Genomic DNA, 23,501 nt, shown 5'->3' with positions numbered 1-23,501 from the left:
TTGTGTAGTAGCGTACCCTTCGGGAAGCAAGCTACGCGAAGCGTGCCGGAGGCATCTTTATATTCGCCCAAAACTTTTCAAACATCCTCTAAGGCATAACCCATTGACACTCTCAGGGCTAAAGCCGCTGAGTTTTACGCTTACCGCGAGGTCTTATAACATAAAATCAATATTTTGTACTCGCAGGGCGAGAAGCAAGCTACGTTTCGTCGCTGTAGCCTTCTTTGTTTTCGCTACGCTCAAATACAATTCTAGCTACGCAACTCAACTCACGCGCATTCATCCCACGCTCCGGTATAGTGAGACGTGGGGCTTCTGCTGATTAAGCTAAAATTTCTGCCAGTGGATAGGAAATTTCAAAATAAGAACTAAAGAAAGGTATATTCACGTTCTTTCTGGAGAATTTTTCGTTTAGTCATTGTGATTTACCACATAATTTGATCATGATCATAAATGAATTTGACTCCTTACCCAATCTCTAAATTCCCTAACTAAATCTAAATATTTTTTACTACCAGCATTTTCTAAGAAATTAGAAATTTCTGTTAAAGGTAAATTAGGAAAAGCTAAACTTTCTTCAACAACTATATATTTACCATCTTCTAAAATATTGATAGTAAACACCTTTCCATCATATCGCCAAATTTCTGGTACTCTCATTTCTGCATAAACTGCAAAACGATCTTTTGAACTGCTAGTAATATAAATCTCTACAACTAAATCAGGTGGTGGATCTTGTTGTAAATTAATTCTGGTTTTACCTTGAATGAACTTAACATTTTTGATATAGAAACATTCATCAGGTTCTCCACCAGATATTTCTGGACGTTTGAAAGTTGTAGAACCTAGAGGATCAATATCCAATTCCAATTCTTCCGCTAAAGTTTCTACAAAACGACCAACAATTTTCTTATAACGTTCGCGTTCAGGTGAAGGAGCCATAATTTCCAAATTACCCCGATAATAAGTTAAGCGAAAATGGTTAGTGGAACTAAGTTCATTTAGCAAACTTTCATAAGTGTGCCAACTGATACCTGATAAATGGACGATTTCTGCCGGCTGAATCAGTGTTTGGCTAGTCATGGCTTATTAGAATTAGTTATAAATTATCTATCTCTACCTTTAATCTATGCCAAAAATCAAATAACTATTTTTTTAATTGTCAATTGGCAAAATTGCGTACTATAATAAAGGTGTGAAGTACATGGGGCTTTAACGGTTTCGACAGGTTGGCGAAAGCTACTCTGTGATTCAGGTCGAGAGCGAGTTACCTCTCGGAAATCAATGACTCGAAAAAAAAGTAAATGCGAACAATATCGTAAAATTTGCTCGTCGGGAAGCTCTAGTAGCTGCCTAAGAAACCTCTAATAGGTTCGAGCGTCTTTAATTTGACTCCGTTAAGGATTAAAGACCTAACCCCCAACGGATGCACTATTCAAGCGTTCTCTGGTTGGCTTGATGGTTAAGATTAAATCAGAGCATCCTACGTTCGGGATAATGAACGATTCCCGCCTTGAGGGTCAGAAAGGCTAAACCTGTGAACGAGTGGAGAGTTAATATCCAATTTGGACATGGGTTCGACTCCCATAAGCTCCATTTTCAATAATTTTTTAAGCCCGCTATACACTTCAATGTGTCAGCGGGCTTTTTGCTATCTAGGGGTTTATTCGATGCGAATAAGCTGTTCCGCATTTAAATTAGACAACCCATTAGGAGTTTAAATATTGTGGGGTGGGCATCTTGCCCGCCCGAATATTTAAATTAAATGCGTTTTAGCTGATCCCGTTCAAAAATTATTCATTGGTACGAGATGGTGCTGGTAGTTAAGCTTGCTTTAAAGCATCCCGCTTTTTGCGATCTGCTGACACTATATCGGCCATGACTATGAGTGCTTGCGCCATTTTTTCTAGGTTAGAACTGTACAGTTCTAAATCTTTGATGAGTTTATCTTCAGAGAGATGTAACCCGTTAGCGATCGCTTTTAGTGCTTCAGCCTTTCGTTGATCATCTTTGACAAGTTCGGGATCTGACTGTACTAATAATGCAAATAAACCAATACCAAATAACCGACTGTATTTAAAGTTGGTATTTCCAGCAACCACCTCTAGTTGCTTTTGCAAATCTACATCCTGATTTAGAGAAGTTGCTTGACTCAAACCAGCAATTAAGTCCTTAGCTGGTAAACTAGCAGCTAAAGCTTGCAATCTTAAGGCATCCTGTCGGTAGCGCTGGGGGTCTTGTTCCACAGCCTGACAAATAGCTCGGAAAATTGACTCTTGATCCTGTTCTGGTTGGTAGCCGTCCATGAAGCGGTCAAAGCTTGTGACAACGCCCAAGGCATAAATCGCATTGTAGCTAAAATCAACATTGACTGATAGCAGGTGCATTTCTACCATCAATTCTTCCACTACCCGGCGGTAAATAGTGTTAATTGGCCTGGTATGGAGGGTGTAAAAGGTTCTTTTTGTATCAGATACTGTACGGACGTTATTCACAAAGAAAATTTTAGTAAAGACTTATTGCTATTATCTAGTATGAACTAATCAGACCTAATTCGTGAAGGTCAGATAAAAAAGCAGTTCACAAATTTTATGCAAATCAACTCGTGGAAAGAGGAAGCCCAAAGAGTGATCTTTGGAATCCCCACCTTCAACGAAGTAAGGTGGGGAGGATGTCAAGAACTAGCCAGACTTCGTACCGGAGTCTGTAAAACTTGTTCTTCAGTATCAAAGATTTCAAATACGGTATCCATCATTGTTACTTCAAACACCAGTCTGGCTTCTGGATGAACATTACAAATCCGAAAACTGCCATTAACTTTATCAGCTTCACGCATTCCAGCTAACAAAGAAGTCAGACCAGAACTATCAATAAAATTTACTTGGCTTAGATTAACAACAACATGAGGACTGTGTTTAGAAATACATTCCTGTAGTTTGAGACGGAATTGCCAAGCAGTAGTAATATCTAAGCGACCAGCAGGTGCCAATACCATAATGGTATGACCGTCTTCAGTTGTAAAGATTTTTTGATCTATATTAATCACTGAACCGATACTTTTTTACTAATATTGGCTAATCAATACACTCACAAATGCAGCAAGTATCAAACCATTTATAGAAAATGACACTTGCTTACTAGTGTACCTTAACATCATGGTGTTTAACGATATTGACACTCTCAGGGAAGACAGCCACTGAGCTTCCCACTTACCGCGAGGTCTTATGATTGATGATTACCCATTACCCATTACCCATTACCCATTTTTCCAGTTTATCCAATCTTGAGGCTTGAGGAAAGTCTCGTATAACTCGGCTTCAGGAGAATTAGGTTCTGGTTGGTAGCCATATTCCCAACGCACTAACGGTGGTAGAGACATGAGAATTGATTCTGTGCGTCCGTTGGTTTGGAGTCCAAAAATTGTTCCCCGGTCATAAACTAGGTTAAATTCCACATATCTACCGCGACGGTATAATTGAAAATTCCGTTGGCGATCGCCATATTCCATCCCCTGTCGGCGTTCTGCAATTGGAGCATAAGCAGGTAAAAATGCTCCAGCACAATCTTGAACTAAAGCAAATATATCTTCCCAACTCCGCGACGGTAACGTGCCTACCTGATCACTATAAATAGCCGCTTCTCCATGGGGATCTGGGCCGCGATAGATAGAACCTTGACCATCTTGGTAATCTAAAAATAAACCACCAATTCCCCGGTTTTCATCCCGATGTTTCAAATAAAAATATTCATCGCACCAACGCTTAAACACTGGATAGTATTCAGGATGGTGTTGATCACAAGCTTGTTTGAAAGTGTTATGAAAATGTTTCGCGTCCTCAGCAAAGGGGTAATAAGGTGTTAAATCCGCACCACCACCAAACCACCAAACAGGGCCAGCTTCAAAATAGCGGTAATTTAAATGAACTGTAGGCACATAAGGATTCCGTGGATGCAACACCAAAGAAGTACCCGTTGCATAAAAACCATGTCCTGCGGCTTCAGGACGTTGGGCTAAAATCGAAGGAGGTAAATGAGAACCCCAAACTTCAGAAAAATTCACACCTGCTTGTTCAAAAATTGCCCCATCACGGAGTACACGCGATCGCCCACCACCCCCTTCTGGACGCTGCCAACTATCTTCTTGAAACTTGCCAAGACCATCTAATTTCTCTAACCCTTGGGTAATCTCATCCTGCACATTCTGCATAAACTGACTAACTCTAGCCTGAGCATTGACACCAGGGAGAAGATCAGATGATTCTTTTGTGATAGTGGGGGTTTGCGCGTTGGTTAACATAGATTCCCGAACCTAAAATTACAATTTCCAAACAATTACAAATTTTTGTTGTCAAAACTTGTCAGCAGTGAGATTTACAAAACCTCACGTTATGCGGGAAGCTCAGTCCCTTTAGGGCTGGGTTACTGACAAATCCGGCTTAATTTTGCCAAAACAGTTTTTTATTATCCGTCAAAACACAACTGTTCAAAACGTCTTCAAATTTTCATTCCAACTTACACATATCATATCTGAAGAGCCGTTTTGACAGTTATAGAAATAATCTTATTATTTTGGTTACAGTTTTTCTGCATATTTTTTCCACAAAGAAGAGTTTGAGGAGAATTTTCTCAAATCTCATAGTTACCAGGCAAGATGTAAAGTAATGTTAAGCATTGTCAAAGTAGTATGGAACAGATCAAAACAATGCCCAGTTGGTTATCCAAACTCATTCACCATAAACGGCGGCGATTTTGTGCATCTTTGGTGCGAACATATCGGGAGATTAGTTCTGCATCTGTAGACGAACTATGGCAGAAAGTGGTGGACTTAACAGATGTTTCCTGGCATCCCCTCCTCAAGAGTACCAACGTTCCATTAGGATTAGTCCCCAAACCGGGCTTGATTTTTCAAGCATTCACAAGGTTTTGGCCTATTCCCATCCAGATTTTTGTGGAACGAGTCAATCCCAAACAGATGCTAAGTATCCGCATTCTAACCATTCCAGGAATTGAGGAAAGAGTCATATATCAAGTAGAATCAAGCGTCTGTGGATCTTACTTGTCTTATTCTGTAACTTTACGTGGTTGGTTATCACCGCTAATTTGGTGTTTATCTCGTCCCTATGTAGATCAGGTAGCTCGTGCGCTGATAGAATCCGTAGAAAACCCAGCATTGTCCCAAAAAAAATCTCTAAATGGTAGTTGCTTTGATTTTTAGAGGAATTAAACAGAAAATTCCTTACCACTGACAACTGACAACTGACAACTGACAACTGACAACTGACAACTGAACAATTGCCCCAATAAAGTTAAGATTCTAGTATCTGTCAATGAAAATTTTTTAAGCTTTATAGTAAGCGGCAACGGTAAACACAATATGTATGATGTCTTAGATTCCCACTCAGTCCTAGAAGTGTTGCGACCAGTAGAAGATCCAGAACTTCGCAAAAGTCTGGTAGAACTGAATATGATTCGCAACGTCAAAATTGACGGTGGCAAGGTTAGTTTCACTTTGGTGTTAACTACTCCTGCTTGTCCCCTACGGGAATTTATTGTCGAAGATTGTAAAAAAGCTGTTCAAAAACTACCAGGTGTTACAGATATCAGCGTAGAAGTAACAGCAGAAACACCTCAACAAAAAAGCCTACCTGACCGGACTGGTATTGCTGGGGTAAAAAATATTATTGCTATTTCCAGTGGTAAAGGTGGTGTTGGTAAAAGTACAGTGGCTGTAAATATTGCAGTTGCTCTAGCACAAACCGGGGCAAAAGTTGGTTTATTAGATGCTGATATTTATGGACCCAATGATCCCACAATGTTGGGTTTGAGCGATTCTGAAATTAATGTCCGTTCTACGGCAGCAGGGGACATCCTCGAACCAGCATTTAATCATGGTGTAAAGCTGGTTTCAATGGGTTTTTTAATTGACCGAGATCAGCCAGTAATTTGGCGTGGTCCTATGCTCAATGGTGTGATTCGTCAGTTTCTCTATCAAGTCGAATGGGGAGAACTGGACTATTTAATTGTGGATATGCCCCCAGGAACTGGAGATGCTCAGTTAACTTTAGCCCAATCTGTGCCAATGGCAGGAGTAGTAATTGTCACCACACCACAAACTGTAGCTTTGTTGGATTCCCGAAAAGGGTTGCGGATGTTCCAGCAGCTAAATGTCCCAGTTTTGGGAATTGTGGAAAATATGAGCTATTTTATCCCCCCAGATCAACCCGATAAGCAATATGACATTTTTGGTTCTGGTGGTGGTTCCAAAACAGCCGCAGAATTAGGAGTCCCTCTGTTAGGATGTGTACCATTAGAAATTTCCACCCGAATTGGCGGTGATACTGGTGTACCGATAGTTATTGGTGAACCCAACTCAGCCGCAGCCAAAGCACTAACAGCGATCGCTTTCACTGTAGCAGGTAAAGTATCAGTTAATGCTTTGACATAAAATCTGGTGATTGGTAATGGGTAATTGGTAATTGGGAAGAATTTATTACCCATTACCCATTACCCATTACCCATTACCCATTACCCATTACCCATTACCCATTACCCATTACCCATTACCCATTACCCATTACCCATTACCCATTACCCATTACCCATTACCCATTACCCATTACCGTTTAAAGCTCTCCTCCTCACACAATGTTATCAAAACCTTCGTTCCCTAAAATTAGTTGGCTATCTTGGTTTAAGCCCTGGCAACAAATGGATGGGCTACTATTTGTTCTACCTGTTGCTGTTAGTATGTTCGGTGGGCTGATGATTCTGAGTACAGAACTGAAGCAACCTGTAACTGACTGGTGGTGGCACTGGTTGATAGCCGCTATTGGCTCAACTATTGCCTTATTTTTAGCTCGTTGCCGCTATGAAAACCTCATGCAGTGGCATTGGTTCACCTACGGACTAACGAATTTTAGTTTAATAATTGTCATGATCGCTGGTACTAGTGCCAAAGGCGCACAGCGTTGGATTAGTATTGCTGGTTTTAATGTCCAACCCTCAGAATTTGCCAAAATAGGATTAATCATCACCTTAGCAGCCTTGCTACATCGGCGTACAGCCTCTACATTAGAGAGTGTTTTTCGTGTCTTGGCAATTACTGCTGTACCTTGGGCATTGGTATTTTTACAGCCAGATTTAGCGACATCTCTTGTTTTTGGGGCAATATTTTTAGGAATGTTGTACTGGGCAAATGCTAACCCTTGCTGGTTAATACTTATGGTTTCCCCGGTAATAGCAGCAATCCTATTTAGTATCTCTTGGCCATTATCAACGCCAATATTTTTATCTAAAGATATATCACTCAGTGTATTAGGTTTAATATGGGCAGTAGCGATGGGGATAGTCGGTTGGTTTAGTCTCCCCTGGAAGCGATTTGGTATTGCAGCTATTACTTCATTCTGTCTGAATATGCTTGGTGGTGAATTAGGCCTTTTTGCCTGGAATCATGTATTAAAGGCATATCAAAAAAACCGTCTTAGTGTATTTATTAACCCTGAACATGATCCTCTTGGTGCTGGTTATCACTTGATTCAATCTCGCATTGCCATTGGTGCCGGTGAAGTTTGGGGCTGGGGTTTGTTTAAAGGTCCTATGACTCAACTGAATTTTGTTCCTGAACAGCATACAGATTTTATTTTTTCGGCTGTTGCTGAAGAATTTGGTCTTGTGGGTTGCTTAATTCTATTATCTGTCTTTTTCTTAATTTGCTTCCGTTTGCTTCATGTAGCACAAACAGCTAAAGATAACTTTGGCTCACTTTTGGCTATTGGTGTTTTATCCATGATTGTGTTTCAACTGATTGTTAATGTTGGTATGACTGTGGGTTTAGCTCCTGTAGCGGGAATTCCCTTGCCGTGGATGAGTTATGGGCGTTCAGCTATGCTAACTAACTTTATTTCTATCGGCATAGTAGAATCTGTAGCTAATTATCGTCAACGGCAAAAGTATTATTAGTCATTAGTCATTGGTCATTGGTCATTGGTCATTAGTCATTAGTCATTAGTCATTGGTCATTGGTCATTGGTCATTGGTCATTGGTCATTGGTCATTAGTCATTAGTCATTAGTCATTAGTCATTAGTCATTAGTCATTAGTCATTGGTCATTGGTCATTGGTCAACTATTCCCTGTTCCCTGTTCCCTGTTCCCTATTCCCTGTTCCCTATTCCCTGTTCCCTGTTCCCTATTCCCTACCATAAGCATTAAGCTATGAATAGGAAACTAATAAATGAAGGTAAATATGATGATCTTGCCTGGAGCAACTGTTCGCGTCAAAAATCCCGCAGATACATATTATCGGTCTGAAGGACTTGTACAAAGAGTTAGTGATGGTAAAGTAGCTGTATTATTTGAAGGTGGCAATTGGGATAAAATAATTACTTTCCGTCTCACAGAATTAGAACCGGTTGAAATTACAGTCCAGAAAAAAGGGAAATAGTCATTAGTCAGTGGTTATTAGTTTTTTTGCTAAGAGATTTGCAAGTAAAAAAATAGCCCAGAATTTCTTGTGGTGTAGCCATCTTGCCTGCTAATAATATCAGGACGGGCAAGATGCCCATCCCACAATATTGGATAATTTATTTTTTGGAGTTATCTAAAACTATTGACTAATATATTTCTTCATTTTTAATTCTTAATTTTTAATTGCTTATGCGTCTGCCTTTACCACAGTTTGCCACTGAAAATCGCCATTCTCATCACTTTGCAGAGATTATTGAAACCACAAGTACAGAATTTTTAGCTCAGTGTTTAGAACCAGAAGACTTGAGTTTTCCTCCAATGCCACCTTTTGGGAGTTGGGTCTGCGCTGTGGATGAAGAATCTGGTAATCAAGTTTATGCTGTAGTTTATCATGCTACAACTATGCCTATTGATTCTGTACATCGGGCAGTTGCGCTAGGATTATCTTTAGAAGCTTTGCGTGAGGAACAACCGCAAATATTTTCCATGCTCAAAACTGAATTTCGAGCGGCGATTGTGGGATTTAAGGAAAAATCTATAAATAGTAATAACAGCAAAATGTATCAATATTTGCCACCCCGTCCGCCACAAATTCATCAAGCTGTTAATCACTGTCAAGCAGAAGAAATTATTCAGTTTACGGAAAAATTAGATTTTTTACGAACATTACTTTTAATTAGTGGTGCGCCAGTAGATTCTTTAGCCGCAGCCGCTATTCGAGGAATATATCAGTTACGTAAAACTGACCGAGAATGGTTGATTAAAGCTGGACGACATCTGAGTATGTTACTCAAAGATGATTATGATCGTCTACGTTTTATTTTAAGTCAAATTCATCCTTAAGCTATGGCGATTATTGTAACTTCTGAATGCATTCGCTACGAAACTACTAATTTCTAACTGATTACTGAGAATTTTGCCGAGATTGCAGTCCCAACTCTTGAATTTTGCTGTATTTATTTTGAGTTATGGGAGACAACTGGGATTTTGATAATAAACTCAGAACCTTCTTCAGAAGTAGATATACAGTAAAGTTCACCACCATGTTGTTCAACTACAATTTGATAGCTAATTGATAATCCCAATCCTGTCCCTTTCCCAACAGCCTTGGTCGTAAAAAATGGTTCAAATAATCGCTTTTGGACTTCCTCTGGAATACCTGATCCATTATCGCTAATACGAATAACAACATGATTATCATCAGTTAGTTCTGTCTGAATCCGAATTTGCAGCTTTTTACGGGTTTTTAAAATCAAATTATTACTTTCAGAAAGAGCATCAATTGCATTGGCAATAATATTCATAAATACCTGATTTAGCTGCCCTGCATAGCAATATATTAGAGGTAAATTATCATATTCTTTAATTAGTTCAATTTCCAAACGATCAGGTTTAGCCTTTAAATTATGTTTAAGAATTATTAAAGCATTCTCTATACCTTCATGAATATCAACACTCTTAATTTCTGCTTGATCTAGTCTAGAAAAGTTACGTAAAGATAAGACAATTTCATTTACTCTTGTAGCTCCAACTTTCATAGAAGATAATAATTTTGGCAAATCTTCTCTGATAAATTCTATTTCAATTCCTTTTTCTTTGGCTTGAAATAATACATCAGAATACGGTTTATTTTGTTGATAACATTCCATCATAAAAAGTAGATCTTGCACATATTCAATGGCATAATTAAGGTTGCCATAAATAAAATTCATAGGATTATTGATTTCATGGGCGATACCAGCTACTAATTGTCCCAAGGCGATCATTTTGTCATTTTGTAATAATCGGCTATAGTTATGCTGAAGATCACGAAAATCAGCTTTAGCTGCTCTAGCTTTTTCTTTTTCTTTTTGCAGGCGATTTAATGTTAAAACATGAATTTGGGAGTTGGCTAAAAGTAAATGATGAAAATCTAATAATCCATACTGATAAGATTGATCTGTAATTACAATTGGTTCATATACGTATTTGTGCGATTGCCCTAAAGCTATTTGAGTTGCTTCAACAATTGTAGTATCCTCTGAGCAGACAAATGTTTGAGGTTGCAAAAAATTATAAATCTCTCGGTAAGCGTAAAACTCAGCGTCTTCAGACCTGAGATATAAGCGACTCGTGCGACTTTAGTCGCCTACGTTCTTCTTGATTAATTTATCATTTTGTGAGATCATAAATATAATAGTAAAAATCCAAATTATGGTCAAAAATAAACTCTTAATGGGAGTTCAACAAGTCCTATTATCCCCTAATAAAGATACTAAAGCAATATTAGAGTATCTTTGTCAACAATCGGGTAAACTCTATAACTCAGGGGTCTATTTTGCTAGACAAACACTTTTTAAAACTGGTAAGTTACTAACTGGTAAATTTGACCTAATATATGAGTCAACTGTGAGCAAGACCAAATTAGCAAGTTCACTACCTTCGGTAGTTGCTCAACAAACACTAATTTCAGTGAGCGAAGCTTTTAAATCCTTTAAAGAATTAAAAAACAAGTTCAACAAAGGTGAGTTACTTTTTAGACCTAAGCCTCCTAGTTACCTCGAAGGATCTAAACTTTTTAAAGTTGCGTTTCCCAACACTGGAGCGGGTAAGCCAACTCTTGAAAATAATCAAATTAGATTTCCTTTAGGGTTGACAGTAAAAAGATGGTTTGGAATATCTGAATTCTTTCTCCCGATGCCAATTAACTTAGATTTCTCAAAGATCAAAGAGTTGACTATATTACCCAAAAATGGGGCTTTTTACCTGGAGTTGTCTTATTTGGTTGAGCCAGAGATAACTGACTTAAATATTAGTGAAGCCCTATCAATTGATTTGGGAACTGCCGATAATTTAGCAGCCTGTGTAGATACTTTAGGAAATTCTTTTTTAATTGACTCAAGAAAACTAAAAGCTGACAATCAACTCTGGAATAAAAAAGTCTCTACTAAAAAAGAAGGCAAGTCAAGTGACTACTGGGACAGTTGGTTAGATCGAGTTACCAGAAAACGAAACCATCAAATGAGAGATGGGATCAACAAAAGTGCAAGGTTGATTATTGATCACTGCCTCAAAAATAAAATAGGTAACTTAGTTTTAGGTTGGAACGATGGGTTTAAAATGAACTCCAATATGGGTAACTTGAACAATCAAAAATTTGTTCAAATGCCATTAGGTAAGTTGAAAGATCGACTTAATCAACTGTGTTGCCAATATGGGATCAACTTTCATCTGACAGAGGAGAGTTATACTTCAAAATCGAGTTTTTTAGATGGAGACTCCCTACCCAAGTACGGTGAACAACCCCAAGGGTGGAAAGCATCTGGGAGACGAATTTTGAGAGGACTTTACTTAACAGGTGAAAAGTTTTTAGTAAATGCTGATCTTAATGGAGCAGCGAATATCTTAAAAAAAGTAACGGGAAAACTTAAACTCAATTTAAGTAAACTCACTAGACGGTGTTTGACCATCGTAACGAGAATTAGATTAAACTAATTCTGTCTGTAGAATCTCAGTGTCTTTAGACCTGAGAGTGTCAAAAAGATATTCAATAGGCCTGCCAGCGACCAGTCCTAACCCATAGGGACGACTCATTTGTTCCAAAAATACTGACTGCGGTTAAAACCGCTCGTGCCGTTTCCCTCTCAGCACGCTTTGTGACTGAGTTTCCCACATCCCGCGAAGTTTTATGAATAAAGATTTTCACAATGGAAATATGACGGTTATCTGGTAGCGATATGCTTTATAGTAGGTAATTTCCAATGTAAAATATGACAGTTGTATTAGATGCCCGAATGTGATTGAGCGTTATACCTTGCCCGAAATGGGCGATTTGTGGAGTGAAACCTATAAGCTGAAAACCTGGCTAGATGTAGAGATCGCAGTTTGCGAAGCACAGGCAGAACTGGGTTATATTCCAGCAGCAGCAGTAGAGGAAATTAAGGCTAAGGCGAATTTTGACCCGAAGCGGGTGCTAGAAATTGAGGCGGAAGTCCGTCATGATGTGATTGCTTTTTTAACAAATGTTAATGAATATGTAGGTGAGGCAGGACGCTATATTCACTTAGGTTTAACTAGTTCTGATGTCTTAGATACTGCTTTAGCGCTACAATTAGTGGCTAGTTTGGATCTGTTGTTAAAACGCCTGGAAGACGTAATTGAGGCAATTCGTAAAAAAGCCACAGCACATCGGAATACGGTCATGATTGGGCGATCGCATGGTATTCACGCTGAACCAATTACCTTTGGTTTTAAATTAGCTGGTTGGTTAGCAGAAGTGTTACGACACCAAGAACGGCTGCAAATTCTCAAAAAAACCATTGCTGTAGGGAAAATATCCGGTGCTGTGGGAACTTACGCCCATATTGAACCGCGTGTAGAAGCGATCGCTTGTGCAAAACTTGGACTTAAACCCGATACTGCATCCACTCAGGTAATTTCCCGCGATATTCATGCTGATTTTGTTCAACAGTTAGCATTACTGGCTGCATCCATAGAACGCTTTGCTGTAGAAATTCGCAACTTGCAAAAAACAGACGTTTTAGAAGTTGAGGAATTTTTCTCCAAAGGGCAAAAAGGCTCTAGTGCTATGCCTCACAAGCGTAATCCTATCCGGTCTGAACGGTTAACAGGGATGGCGCGACTGGTAAGAAGTCATGCTGGTGCAGTATTAGAAAACGTCGCTTTGTGGCACGAACGGGATATTTCCCACAGTTCCGTAGAACGGGTAGTTTTACCGGATGCTTGCATTTTGACTCATTTCATGCTGCATGAAATCACCAATTTGGTAAATAACCTGTTGGTTTATCCCGAAAACATGGCCCGAAATCTCAACTGTTATGGTGGAGTAGTCTTTAGTCAAAGAGTATTACTCACCTTAATTGACAAAGGACTTAACCGGGAAGAAGCCTATAGCATAGTCCAAGAAAGCGCCCACATTGCTTGGAACAAACCGGAAGGCAACTTTCGTGATTTAATCAGCAAAGACCCTCGCGTCACTCAAAGCTTGTCACCCGCAGAGATAGAAGCCTGTTTTGATCCACTACATCATCTCAAGCATTTAGAACAAGTTTATCAACGACTGGGTATTTAGAATTAGTCATTAGTCATTAGTCATTAGTCATTAGTCATTAGCCTATTGCCTCTTGACTATTGCCTAACTACTTACTTTTTTTTGTGTTGCAAAGTGAGAAAAAATATACGCTTTATTACTATACTCAAAACAGAAAGGCATAGGCTACAAAAGTGTATATATAGAAATTAAATCTGTATCTGCTATGACTATGTTAATTTTAATTAGTCTTGATCAGCAGCCCTTATTAATAAGAGTTGGTATAAACAAAGCACCTTTGCTAATTTAGTGAAGTCAGGGATATATGCCCATGATTGAAATTCTCGCCATACTATCTGCTGGTGCTGCTGCTGGGATGAGAATAGGTGTACCTTTACTAATGATTGGCATCCTCCAAGGTGAAGAACTCTGGTCACAAATGCCAGTATTATCACGTATTTCTCCCCATATTTTGATCGGGTTGTTAACCAGTTGGTCTTTATTTGAACTATTCGCTTCCAAAAAACTGATTGGCCAGAGAATAGTACAGCAGGTTCATTTATTTTTGTCTCCCTTCGTCGGAGCTTTAATGGGTTTAGCTGTTGCTTCAGCGACTCAAACACCAAGCTGGTTAGTTGCCTTAATTGGTGGTTTATAAGCAAGATGTCTTGTGTATTACACTGGTTTTTTTTGCTGTGGATGCTCCTCGTAAAGGAGGATTAATTGCTTTAGTCCTCCTCTGGGTGGCTATTCTTAGCGCGAAATACTGATATAGCTGGTATAAAGTTAAAAATTGATAATTGACAATTATCAATGAGAAAGATTAGTAAACATCTTGTGAAAAAGATTGTAGAGAAGTTCCATGGAACGTCTCTACAAGGGTTCTAAAAACCGCACATTTCATTTCTACCAGATGTCTAATGTAAAAGTCCAACAACGTGCAGTAAGCCTTTACCAGTGACTAACTCAATAATCAGCCCGATAAATCCTAGCATGGCTATCCGACCATTCCAGACTTCGGCGCTGGTAGTGATTCCCCATGCCCAACGTTCTTGGGGATACATTTTTACCCTTTTCTTCATTTGAGTGACTTGAGAGAGTTTTAAATCAGGTTGCTCAAGAGCATCAATTATCAAGTCAGATAGGGCTTTAATAAACACTGGGTTGGTGTTGGGAGCAGGGACACGTCCGAAGTTGTGTATTCCTGCTTCTTCAGCTATTTCTCGATATTCAATGTCAATTTCTTGGAGTGTTTCGATGTGTTCAGAAACAAAACTAATGGGGACAACTACCAAATCTTTCACGCCTTTTGCACCGAGTTCTTTTAGCGCATCTTCTGTATATGGTTGTAGCCATTCTACAGGGCCAACTCGACTTTGATAGGCTAGGGTGTGGGGATTGGCACGGTCGAGGGTTTGCATAATTAAGTATGTACATTCCTCAATTTCTTGCTGATAGGGGTCGCCAGCTTCTTCTACGTAGCTCCTGGGGACACCGTGGGCGCTAAAGAAAATATGCACGTTCTCAGGATGAGGAAATTTCTCAAGTTCCCCAATTATGAGTTCTGCCATTGCTTGCAGATAACCTGGTTCTTTGTACCAGGAGGCAATGACAGTATATTCGAGATTTTGGAGTTTGGGGTTTTCTTTCCATAGTTGTTCTAATAACCGGAAACTAGAACCACTGGTGCTGATAGAGAACTGGGGGTAAAGTGGGAGAATTACTAACTTATCAATGTTATCTTGAGTCAGTTGGGCGATCGCTTCTTCTGTGTAAGGATGCCAATAACGCATTCCCACATAGATATTAGCTTCTTGTCCTAATTTACCTAGTTGGGCTTTAATGGCTTCTCCTTGCTCTTCTGTCATGCGCCGCAATGGAGAACCGCCACCGATTTCTTTATAATTTGCTTGAGATGTTTTTTCTCTACGTTTAGCAATAAACCAAGCTAGAGGTTTTTGCATCCAACTAAATGGTAAGCGGATAATTTCGGGATCAGAAAACAGATTATACAAGAAAGGTCCGACATCTTCGAGTTTGTCGGGACCACCTAGATTAAGTAATAATACCCCTATACGACCCATAGCAGTTACTTTCCCCCAATCTTTGCAGATTTTTTACTACTGTTAACAATATATCTTTATTAAATATAAAGCTTTATCGGCAGGAAAAAAACAATGGCAACAATTTTTAGAAATTTGAGTTACAGATATCAATGGCTATATGATGGTATTTCTCGGTTAGCGGCTGTGAGTGTAGGTGGTGAAGTCCGGTTTCGTCAATTGGCTTTACAAAATTTAAAACTACAATCAGATCCTCATATTTTAGATTTATGTTGTGGTAGTGGTCAAGTTACTAGATTTCTGGTAAATCTTTCAGAAAATGTCACGGGCTTGGATGCTTCGAGCTTATCTCTACAGCGAGCAAAGAAGAATGTAACAAATGCTATGTATGTAGAAGCGTTTGCTGAGGATATGCCTTTTGCAGATAATTCATTTGATGTTGTCCATACTAGCGCAGCTTTACATGAAATGCAGCCGGAACAACTACGAAAAATCATTGCAGAGGTTTATCGGGTGTTAAAACCGGGGGGAGTGTTTACTTTGGTGGATTTTCACACTCCCACAAATCCGATATTTTGGCCGGGGTTGGCGGTATTTTTCTGGTTGTTTGAAACCGAGACGGCTTGGGAATTGTTGAAAACGGATTTACCTGGTTTGTTAAGAGAAAATGGTTTTGATGTTCAGTCACCTATTTTATATGCTGGTGGGAGTTTGCAGGTAATTCAGGGGAAGAAACTTTTTTAATTGTCTGAATCAGGATGTCCACCGATTAAAGGATTAACAGGATGTTTTTTAGAAAATATAGGTTGTTGTGAATGATAGAAAATATATTTTTCTCTGAATCAGAATTTATAACCATTAACTATTCACAGAAAACCTACAAATAACAATCGGTGTACATCCTTAAATCCTGGTTATCCTGATTCAGACAACTCTTATCCAGAATCAAGAATATATTTTCCTCCAAATCATTATCATCATTATGATTCATAGATTTATGGTGAGGAAATAGGTTAGTAAAATTGTCTGAATCAGGATGTCCAGGATTTTAGGATTTACAGGATGTTAAAATAGACCATTGCTAATAAAACCTTATCAATGACTACTTTAACCGCCAAATCTTGATAGTGTTGTCACTACTCCCACTAGCCAGGGTTTGACCGTCGGGGCTGTATGCTACTGAAAGAACCGAGCTAGAATGAGCAGTGAAGGTTTGCAGTAGCTTTCCCGTTTTTACATTCCACAGTTTGATAGTATTGTCATTACTCCCACTAGCGACCGTTTGACCATCGGGGCTGTATGCTACTGAAATAACCGATCTAGAATGAGCAGCGAAGGTTTGCAGTAGGTTTCCCGTGTTTACATTCCACAGTTTGATAGTATTGTCATTACTCCCACTAGCGACCGTTTGACCATCGGGGCTGTATGCTACTGAAATAACCCAGTCAGAATGACCTTCAAGGGTTTGCAGTAGGTTTCCCGTGTTTACATTCCACAGTTTGATAGTCCTGTCAATACTCCCACTAGCTAAGGTTTGACCATCGGGGCTGTATGCTACTGAAATAACCCAGTCAGAATGACCTTCAAGGGTTTGCAGTAGGTTTCCCGTGTTTACATTCCACAGTTTGATAGTGTTGTCATAACTCCCACTAGCTAGAGTTTGACCATCGGGGCTGTATGCTACTGACCTAACCTGGTGAGAATGACCTTTGAGGGTTTGCAGTAGGTTTCCCGTTTTTACATCCCACAGTTTGATAGTCCTGTCAACACTCCCACTAGCTAAGGTTTGACCATCGGGGCTGTATGCTACTGACCTAACCTGGTGAGAATGACCTTTGAGGGTTTGCAGTAGGTTTCCCGTTTTTACATCCCACAGTTTGATAGTGTTGTCACCACTCCCATTAGCCAGGGTTTGACCATCGGGGCTGTATGCTACTGAAAAAACCCAGTTAGAATGACCAGTGAAGGTTTGCAGTAGGTTTCCTATGAATTGATTACTAATAACTCGTGGTTGTGATATTGATTCAACCACAGCAGATGGTTTTGCTTTCACAACACCAGGAAAAATATCAATACCAAGTTTTGCAAAGCGATCGCACCAATAGCATTTACCATAAGTTCGGCTATAGTAATGATTATCTACCGTGCCGCAAATAGTTAGCCTATCATTCCCTACTTTTAACGCCTCCAACCACTTCCTAGCCGTAGGGCGGAAATTAGGATTTTTATACCCATCATTAAAGCATTTCAGAAAACATTGCTGAATCTCTGGATGAACAATCTCCAGGGGAATTGTTCTTGCTACTGCTGCAATTAAATTAGTTGACCCATTAACCCATAAACCCTGACAGATAAGTTCATTTATATCTGGAGTTTCCCCCGCACCAGTCCATTTTCCCTGAAAAGGATTATTACCACCAAATAATAATTGATAGATAATTACTCCTAACCGGAATCTATCATGTACTTCCGTTTGCTCAATCCTATCAAAATCTTTTCCAATCAGTTCCGGTGGTGTATATCCCTCTGAACCAACTAAACAATAATAAACCTTACCGTTTTTTGGATTTTTCACCTGAAAAGAATCTGTATCAATAATTGAAGGTAAAGCCCGATTATTAACTAAAATATTTTGTGGTTTAATATCTCCCAAAACATAACCAGCAGCGTGCAATGCTTCAATAATTGAGACAATATTCAGCGCCGTTGTGTGCAAAAACCGCCAATCAATTTCAAGTTTCAAAGCTTGACGACGACGGGGATTATAAACATCAAGAAGTTCTTTTCCATCCTTAATTTCTGGCATCAAAAAGCCCACAAAATCCCCCTGAGCATTTTTCAAAACTGACTTAGGCCAAGCAAAAGAAACATGATTAAGATGGGAATTTGGTTCTGTGGGCGGATGTGCTATCATTACCGCTAACTTCTGCACCCGTTCAGGTGTTGGAGAATGGTAAATTTTCGCTAAATAACCTTTTTGATTAGTTCGCCAAACTTTCGCTTCACCACTATTAGCAATCTCTTCACCCAATAGAGTAATTGATTTTCCTGTAATGGCACAGGTAAGAACTGTCATATAATTTTAATTAGATGGGTTGAAATAAATATCAAATGGTATTTGAAAAGTTGCAAAATCAATTTTAGACCCCTCTCCAAACCTCTCCCCTGCAAGGGGAGAGGCTTTAAAACTCCCTGTATGAAAACTCATTTTTTCATGTCCCCTCTCCTCTTAGGAGAAGGCTAGGGAGAGGTTCTTATAAAATACCCCTGCAAGGGGAGAGGCTTTAAAATGCCCCCTTTCACAACTTATCTTTTCATGTCCCCTCTCCTCTTAGGAGAGGGTTAGGGAGAGGTTCTTATCTACTAAATATCTTCTTCAAAAAGACACAAAAGCAAAGTTTTATCATCATCAGTGCGAGAATTTAACCTTTCAGAATTGAGAAAATCAATTACATATTTTTCATCATCTTCTGGTTTAGCAGGTTCTCGCAAATATTCCTCAAAAGGCTTAAAGAATGGCGCATGAGGTTTCCAGTCACTCAAGCGAATCGCCACTTTTTCTAATCCATCAGTAGAAGCACAAATAAACTCTTGCTTTCCTAAAATCACCTTTACCTGCATTTCCTCCAGCGCATTAACTGAAGTCACAAAAGTTGTTTCGTTGAAAAATTCCCCCTTATCTGGTTCAAACAACAATTGATATTCTGCATCTTGGAAACGCACCACCATAAATCCATCCCCAATTTGCATAGCTGCAACCCATTCAGAAGTCGCTGCAAAAACTAAAAGAGTACAAGCTAAATCATGAATAGAATAATCATTATTATCTGCTTTTTTGTTTAACGCAGTAATAACATCTTTGACAAACTTAGTAAAAACTTCCTTAGCTTCAATTTCCGAAAGTGGTTGAGAAAAACCTTGTTTATCAGGAAGTTCATTAATATCAGCAAAGCATTTAATTACAGTCTCTACCGCCAATTCAGAACCAAAATGAGAATATTTAGCACTCCCAGCACCGTCAGCAACCGCGCCAACAATCACATCATTAAAAATGCGATAATTTCCGCAGTCTTGACAAGGTATTTTTTGCTCTTGATGACTCGTTCCCACAGCAGAACGCGCTATAGCTTTCCAACCCACAATAAATAAATCCTCAAAATCTAATCTTTAAATTTAAGAGTATGTTTCAAAAGTTTTTGGTTGTAGTATCACACTGATTGATCCCCCCCAACCCCCCTTAGAAAGGGGGGCTAAATTCTTCAAAGTCCCCCTTTTCAAGGGGGATTTAGGGGGATCTACTATCATGATAGACTTTTAAAACACTCTCTAAGTAGTAATTTGACCCCATCCCACCGGCGGTAATGCCACAGCTTCCCCTACTTTGCCACTAGAAACCCGTTTCATGGAAGTGGAAAGCCAAACAAATAAAGAACGAAAATCTAAGCCATTCAGCATCACTGGAGGACGTTCTGGAGGGGCAATTTGTCTAAGTTTGTTCATATCTGCACCTTGAATACCAACAGTAAAAAACAACATTCGGCGCTGTGCTTCTTCTTCCCTCACCCTTTGCGCTGCACCCTCCCAAGCATCTGTAGGCGCACCATCGGTAATTAAAAATACCCAAGGACGATAATAGAGAACTCCGTTATCCTTATAAGACTGTTTGCGGGTTTCTAATAAATCCAAAGCGTATTCTATGGCTTCACCCATTGGTGTCACACCCTCTGTTTCTAGCTTGGGCGGTGTAAAATTATCAATGGTGACAAAATCTTGCGTTAGTTTCACCGGTCCAAAGGTGACAATAGCAACTTCTACACTTAAAGAAGCTTGAGCATCTTTCATCACATCTTCTTTTAAAGCTGCCAAACCTCTATTTAACTCCTGGATAGGTTGTCCTGACATTGAGCTAGAGGTATCAAGCAAGAGAATTACCGGACAACGATTTTCCGGGTTTTCCACAAATTCAGGTAAACATACTGGCATTTTTGATACTCCTGGTTAATCAAGGTGGGATGCAAAATATATAACTAGATTCTATTTGTTACTACATAGCTTAACATAAGTGTTTGTACCGAATCAATACCTTTTCATAATGTCCATGTAATCCATCATATATATAGAAATCAGGATCGGAAGAAAGACTAACTTCGGAAGCATATCGTTGTTCAATCCAGGTAGGATGATTTTCATAAATTTCGATTTGGAATCCTTCGTAATGAACTCAGCTATTATATCTGCGCGTGGGAGTCAACCTTCTCTTTCTCTACTCCCACAAGTTCATGCCCCTAAATAAGTTATAAATACTGCTGTGTTTTGCGTAGTTATTCATTTGTATTCCAGATGGATTAGCAAGTGATTTTCATAGCTGTAACTACTTCACATCTTGGATTTTACGGGATTTGAGTCACCAAGTACCCCCGTGAACGGTTACCCTTCACAGAGTTATTTTTTGGTATTTTCCAAATTAAATTTCGTAATACCAAATATCCTCTTGTTTCACGATAATTCGATGCAGGGGAAGTCTATCAATCAATCCCTCCTGTTCCAATTGTCCCAGCAGACGAGTGATAGTTACACGGGTAGAACTGATCAGTGCTGCTAACCCGGATTTCTCACAAGTGAAAAAAATCATTGATAAAGAACGAAAAAAAGGAAGTTTATTTAATACATAAGTAGCAAAGATGAAAAAAGGAAATCTCTTCAGTATATATTTAAGAACTTTCGTTAAATATAAAGAGTATTCAGACAAAATATACTGATATAACTAATTGAGTATTAAAATCAGACATGACAAAAAAGAGTGAAAAAAAACTTTTCTCCCAAACCTAAATAAAATTTAAAAATTCAGAAATAATCGTTCCAAAAGAATTAACCAGGATTTGGTAACAACTGCAAATAACGGTAAGCAGTAGCATAAATATGCTGGTAGGGACAAGAACTATTAATCGCAATTAAAACTCGCCGGGTACTCACAGTAATCAAAGCTCCTAACTTCAATAACTTGGTACGGATAGTGCCAACTTGAGCATTGTGTAATTCAGTTTTAACCAAACATTTATTTCGCAAAGCATTCATCAAAACATAAGCAATGGAAGAGAACCACAAACGTAGTTGATTACCTGCAAATGTATGGGTACTGGTTCTATCACTAAATAATTCTAATTTTTGTTCCTTAAAGCGATTTTCCATTTCACCTCTAGGACAATATTTTTTGGTATAAACTTCACTTGGAGACATTCTATTAGCAGGAATTGAGGTGACAACAAAACGGATATTAGTTCCTTTTGCCCCATACTCAACTTTAGTGACTACACGACGACTACGACTCCAAGATTCATGGGTTTGATAGTCAATAGTTTTATACTAAATAGAGTTTTTTATTCCATTTCGCACGTATTTGTTGAATGACTCTTTGTAATTCTGATAATGCTCCCTCCGCTGGATCTACATTTGAAGCCCTAAGTTTCGCTGCTAATAAATGTTTTCCACAGAAAATATAAAGTGGTGCATAGCAATATCCTCCATAATAAGTATTAAAAAAAGCTTGTTCTTGATTTCCATGCACTAAATCATCTGTTACGTCCAAATCTAAGGTTATTTGTTTTGGTGGTGATGAATAAGATTCTAAAAATATGTCTACAAATAATTTTTCAATTTCTTCTTGACAATGACTAATTTTATGGTAACGACTTTTCGCACCTTGTTCTACATTTTCAGGACAATGTTCTATCCTGTTTAACGTACTTTTTCCTGCCAATATAAATGGTTCATTCTCTTGACTAATATTTTTTCCTAATGCCAGAGCAAACATTGGATCATGGCGTAATTCTTCATGGTCGTTTAAGTCTTCATATCCCATAATTAAGCCATAGATTCGTTGTGCTAATAGACTTTCTACAGGATGCAATGTCTTATTTGGATTTCTGTAGTCTTGGAAACACTTGGCTAACCGTGATATTATTTGTAACTTTCGATCTATTTCCGCAATTAAACAAAGAAGGTGCATCTGATGTTACTTGTCCACCCTGGAAATTAACTACTACTGGAGGAAGTTTTTCTTGTTTAAAAGTGAACTGTTTTGGTATACGATCTATTCTTACTGGGGTCATACTTTATAACTGCTCAAATGCTTTCTACATATACATTTTCGCAGTTTTTGACCCCTTTTTTCTTTTCTTTGTGAGAAATCCGGGTGTTATATTATGCAATTTTACCATGAATAAGTTTGCTACTGCTTTTACAGAAGGCATAATTGCCTTTGCTGCCACTAATATTGACGATATCATTATTTTACTACTATTTTTTTCGCAAATAGATAGAACTTTTCGGCGTAGACATATTTTTATCGGTCAATATCTTGGTTTTACAGCTATTATTATCCTCAGTTTACCAGGGTTTTTTGGTGGTTTAGTCATCCAGCGAGAATGGATTGGATTATTAGGAATATTACCAATTGCAATTGGAATTAAACAATTAGTAAATCGGGAAGAAGAAAGCGGAGAAGTTCAGACAGTGAATACTGAACAGTATAGCCCTCAATCTTCTTTTATATCAAGCATTTTACATCCCAATACTTATAAAGTTGCGGCTGTGACAGTTGCTAATGGGGGTGATAATATTAGTATTTACATACCCTTATTTGCTGGTCAAGATTTTGCCAGGTTAGGAATTATTTTAGCTGTATTTTTCAGCATGGTAGGAGTTTGGTGCGGTATCGCTTATTTATTAACTCGTCAACCTAACATTAGTTATATTTTAAGTCGTTATGGTCAGGCTATTGTCCCTTTTGTATTAATTGGGTTGGGGTTATTTATTATTTATGAACGAGGGACATTTAATTTATTATTTGGGCAAGTCAATTAAAATGCAAATGTAGAGATAATTAATTATGCTTGTGCAACTAATTTCCAACTTACCATCATTAAAATGCTATAGATAATAAAT

Annotated in this window: 18 protein-coding genes, 1 other RNA gene and 4 pseudogenes; 12 read left to right on the top strand and 11 right to left on the bottom strand. The window is 38.6% G+C overall.

The window, feature by feature from the left end; all coding sequences use genetic code 11:
• Positions 1-447: 447 nt before the first annotated feature.
• Entirely contained in the window at positions 448-1,083 is a 636-nt protein-coding gene (locus EZY12_24440; GenBank protein ID QSX67757.1) for a Uma2 family endonuclease, read from the bottom strand.
• A gap of 123 nt (positions 1,084-1,206) precedes the next feature.
• Here EZY12_24440 and ssrA point away from each other — a divergent pair.
• Positions 1,207-1,599, top strand: a transfer-messenger RNA (tmRNA) gene (gene ssrA, locus EZY12_24435).
• 224 nt (positions 1,600-1,823) lie between these two features.
• Here the strand turns inward: ssrA and EZY12_24430 are convergent.
• The 3 genes from EZY12_24430 to hemF form a co-directional block, all read right to left on the bottom strand.
• Complete coding sequence (locus tag EZY12_24430) at positions 1,824-2,495, bottom strand: photosystem II biogenesis protein Psp29 (GenBank protein QSX67756.1); 672 nt, start codon at positions 2,493-2,495, stop codon at positions 1,824-1,826.
• A 179-nt stretch (positions 2,496-2,674) separates the two neighbouring features.
• The gene (locus EZY12_24425; GenBank protein ID QSX67755.1) at positions 2,675-3,046 is read right to left on the bottom strand and encodes an STAS domain-containing protein; all 372 of its coding nucleotides are present in this window, start codon (positions 3,044-3,046) and stop codon (positions 2,675-2,677) included.
• Positions 3,047-3,256: 210 nt separating this feature from the next.
• Entirely contained in the window at positions 3,257-4,297 is a 1,041-nt protein-coding gene (hemF, locus tag EZY12_24420) for an oxygen-dependent coproporphyrinogen oxidase (protein ID QSX67754.1), read from the bottom strand.
• 405 nt (positions 4,298-4,702) lie between these two features.
• Between hemF and EZY12_24415 the strand changes: the two genes are divergently transcribed.
• The 6 genes from EZY12_24415 to EZY12_24390 all read left to right on the top strand — a co-directional run bounded on the left by EZY12_24415 (position 4,703) and on the right by EZY12_24390 (position 9,308).
• Positions 4,703-5,215, top strand: coding sequence for an SRPBCC family protein (locus tag EZY12_24415; GenBank protein ID QSX70821.1), 513 nt, complete (start codon positions 4,703-4,705; stop codon positions 5,213-5,215).
• Positions 5,216-5,374: 159 nt separating this feature from the next.
• The gene (locus tag EZY12_24410) at positions 5,375-6,445 is read left to right on the top strand and encodes an Mrp/NBP35 family ATP-binding protein (protein ID QSX67753.1); all 1,071 of its coding nucleotides are present in this window, start codon (positions 5,375-5,377) and stop codon (positions 6,443-6,445) included.
• A gap of 40 nt (positions 6,446-6,485) precedes the next feature.
• Positions 6,486-6,671 carry an alpha/beta hydrolase gene (locus tag EZY12_24405; GenBank protein QSX70820.1) on the top strand — a complete coding sequence of 62 codons (186 nt, stop codon included), beginning with the start codon at positions 6,486-6,488 and terminating at the stop codon, positions 6,669-6,671.
• Entirely contained in the window at positions 6,646-7,959 is a 1,314-nt protein-coding gene (rodA, locus tag EZY12_24400) for a rod shape-determining protein RodA (GenBank protein QSX67752.1), read from the top strand. The genes EZY12_24405 and rodA overlap by 26 nt, the downstream gene beginning before the upstream one ends.
• A gap of 288 nt (positions 7,960-8,247) precedes the next feature.
• On the top strand, positions 8,248-8,442 hold the full coding sequence (locus EZY12_24395; GenBank protein QSX70819.1) for a DUF3252 domain-containing protein: 195 nt from the start codon (positions 8,248-8,250) through the stop codon (positions 8,440-8,442).
• A gap of 212 nt (positions 8,443-8,654) precedes the next feature.
• Positions 8,655-9,308 (top strand): hypothetical protein, encoded by a 654-nt coding sequence (locus EZY12_24390; protein QSX67751.1) that lies wholly within the window; start codon positions 8,655-8,657, stop codon positions 9,306-9,308.
• A gap of 113 nt (positions 9,309-9,421) precedes the next feature.
• On the opposite strand, the pseudogene EZY12_24385 reads toward EZY12_24390, so the two are convergent.
• Positions 9,422-10,633: pseudogene (locus tag EZY12_24385) on the bottom strand (GHKL domain-containing protein).
• A 46-nt stretch (positions 10,634-10,679) separates the two neighbouring features.
• Here EZY12_24385 and EZY12_24380 point away from each other — a divergent pair.
• The 3 genes and pseudogenes from EZY12_24380 (at position 10,680) to EZY12_24370 (ending at position 14,264) form a co-directional block, all read left to right on the top strand.
• Complete coding sequence (locus EZY12_24380; GenBank protein ID QSX70818.1) at positions 10,680-11,939, top strand: transposase; 1,260 nt, start codon at positions 10,680-10,682, stop codon at positions 11,937-11,939.
• 301 nt (positions 11,940-12,240) lie between these two features.
• The gene (locus EZY12_24375; protein ID QSX67750.1) at positions 12,241-13,536 is read left to right on the top strand and encodes an adenylosuccinate lyase; all 1,296 of its coding nucleotides are present in this window, start codon (positions 12,241-12,243) and stop codon (positions 13,534-13,536) included.
• 289 nt (positions 13,537-13,825) lie between these two features.
• Positions 13,826-14,264, top strand: a pseudogene (locus EZY12_24370) (DUF4126 domain-containing protein).
• Positions 14,265-14,411: 147 nt separating this feature from the next.
• On the opposite strand, the gene EZY12_24365 reads toward EZY12_24370, so the two are convergent.
• The gene (locus EZY12_24365; GenBank protein QSX67749.1) at positions 14,412-15,578 is read right to left on the bottom strand and encodes a ferrochelatase; all 1,167 of its coding nucleotides are present in this window, start codon (positions 15,576-15,578) and stop codon (positions 14,412-14,414) included.
• A 93-nt stretch (positions 15,579-15,671) separates the two neighbouring features.
• Here EZY12_24365 and EZY12_24360 point away from each other — a divergent pair, with 93 nt between their 5' ends.
• Positions 15,672-16,301, top strand: coding sequence for a class I SAM-dependent methyltransferase (locus EZY12_24360; GenBank protein QSX67748.1), 630 nt, complete (start codon positions 15,672-15,674; stop codon positions 16,299-16,301).
• A gap of 358 nt (positions 16,302-16,659) precedes the next feature.
• Here EZY12_24360 and EZY12_24355 read toward each other — a convergent pair whose 3' ends face one another.
• From EZY12_24355 to EZY12_24335, 5 genes and pseudogenes are all read right to left on the bottom strand, one after another.
• Positions 16,660-18,633, bottom strand: a complete 1,974-nt coding sequence (locus tag EZY12_24355; GenBank protein ID QSX67747.1) for a hypothetical protein — start codon at positions 18,631-18,633, stop codon at positions 16,660-16,662.
• Between the two features lie 287 nt (positions 18,634-18,920).
• On the bottom strand, positions 18,921-19,697 hold the full coding sequence (locus EZY12_24350; GenBank protein QSX67746.1) for a protein phosphatase 2C domain-containing protein: 777 nt from the start codon (positions 19,695-19,697) through the stop codon (positions 18,921-18,923).
• A 186-nt stretch (positions 19,698-19,883) separates the two neighbouring features.
• Complete coding sequence (locus EZY12_24345; GenBank protein QSX67745.1) at positions 19,884-20,540, bottom strand: VWA domain-containing protein; 657 nt, start codon at positions 20,538-20,540, stop codon at positions 19,884-19,886.
• A gap of 481 nt (positions 20,541-21,021) precedes the next feature.
• Positions 21,022-21,159 (bottom strand): annotated as a pseudogene (locus EZY12_24340) (winged helix-turn-helix domain-containing protein).
• A 266-nt stretch (positions 21,160-21,425) separates the two neighbouring features.
• Positions 21,426-22,666 (bottom strand): annotated as a pseudogene (locus EZY12_24335) (IS1380 family transposase).
• A gap of 106 nt (positions 22,667-22,772) precedes the next feature.
• Between EZY12_24335 and EZY12_24330 the strand changes: the two are divergent.
• Entirely contained in the window at positions 22,773-23,420 is a 648-nt protein-coding gene (locus EZY12_24330; GenBank protein ID QSX67744.1) for a cadmium resistance transporter, read from the top strand.
• The last annotated feature ends 81 nt before the right edge of the window (positions 23,421-23,501 follow it).

Source organism: Dolichospermum sp. DET69, assembly GCA_017355425.1.
Taxonomy (GTDB): domain Bacteria; phylum Cyanobacteriota; class Cyanobacteriia; order Cyanobacteriales; family Nostocaceae; genus Dolichospermum.
The sequence above is the reverse complement of the archived record's forward strand: the minus strand, read 5'-3'. Positions and strand labels throughout refer to the sequence as shown.

Excerpts from the sequence above, each read along its gene's own strand:
- EZY12_24345 (QSX67745.1), bottom strand. The coding sequence starts at position 20,540 with ATGCCAGTATGTTTACCTGAATTTGTGGAAAACCCGGAAAATCGTTGT.
- EZY12_24330 (QSX67744.1), top strand. The coding sequence starts at position 22,773 with ATGAATAAGTTTGCTACTGCTTTTACAGAAGGCATAATTGCCTTTGCT.
- EZY12_24360 (QSX67748.1), top strand. The coding sequence starts at position 15,672 with ATGGCAACAATTTTTAGAAATTTGAGTTACAGATATCAATGGCTATAT.
- EZY12_24390 (QSX67751.1), top strand. The coding sequence starts at position 8,655 with ATGCGTCTGCCTTTACCACAGTTTGCCACTGAAAATCGCCATTCTCAT.
- hemF (QSX67754.1), bottom strand. The coding sequence starts at position 4,297 with ATGTTAACCAACGCGCAAACCCCCACTATCACAAAAGAATCATCTGAT.
- EZY12_24355 (QSX67747.1), bottom strand. The coding sequence starts at position 18,633 with ATGACAGTTCTTACCTGTGCCATTACAGGAAAATCAATTACTCTATTG.
- EZY12_24380 (QSX70818.1), top strand. The coding sequence starts at position 10,680 with ATGGGAGTTCAACAAGTCCTATTATCCCCTAATAAAGATACTAAAGCA.
- EZY12_24365 (QSX67749.1), bottom strand. The coding sequence starts at position 15,578 with ATGGGTCGTATAGGGGTATTATTACTTAATCTAGGTGGTCCCGACAAA.
- EZY12_24395 (QSX70819.1), top strand. The coding sequence starts at position 8,248 with ATGATCTTGCCTGGAGCAACTGTTCGCGTCAAAAATCCCGCAGATACA.
- rodA (QSX67752.1), top strand. The coding sequence starts at position 6,646 with ATGTTATCAAAACCTTCGTTCCCTAAAATTAGTTGGCTATCTTGGTTT.
- EZY12_24440 (QSX67757.1), bottom strand. The coding sequence starts at position 1,083 with ATGACTAGCCAAACACTGATTCAGCCGGCAGAAATCGTCCATTTATCA.
- EZY12_24415 (QSX70821.1), top strand. The coding sequence starts at position 4,703 with ATGCCCAGTTGGTTATCCAAACTCATTCACCATAAACGGCGGCGATTT.
- EZY12_24410 (QSX67753.1), top strand. The coding sequence starts at position 5,375 with ATGTATGATGTCTTAGATTCCCACTCAGTCCTAGAAGTGTTGCGACCA.